Origin of the sequence: Duganella rivi, assembly GCF_009857435.1 — a bacterium.
In the GTDB taxonomy this organism is placed as follows: Bacteria; Pseudomonadota; Gammaproteobacteria; order Burkholderiales; family Burkholderiaceae_D; genus Rugamonas; species Rugamonas rivi.
This window is the reverse complement of the sequence record NZ_WWCK01000038.1, coordinates 1-221: the sequence shown is the minus strand read 5'-3', so window position 1 is coordinate 221 and position 221 is coordinate 1. Positions and strand designations below refer to the sequence as shown.

Genomic DNA, 221 nt, shown 5'->3' with positions numbered 1-221 from the left:
TCATTTAAAGAAAGCGTAATAGCTCACTGATCGAGTCGTCCTGCGCGGAAGATGTAACGGGGCTAAGCCAGTCACCGAAGCTGCGGATATCCGCAAGGATATGGTAGGAGAGCGTTCTGTAAGCCTGCGAAGGTGTCTTGTAAAGGATGCTGGAGGTATCAGAAGTGCGAATGCTGACATGAGTAGCGATAATGGGGGTGAAAAGCCCCCACGCCGTAAGC

The 221-nt window shown here is 51.6% G+C and carries 1 rRNA gene; it reads left to right on the top strand.

What is annotated here, in order from left to right:
• Positions 1-221: ribosomal RNA gene (locus tag GTP45_RS29450) — 23S ribosomal RNA — on the top strand; the annotation flags it as partial.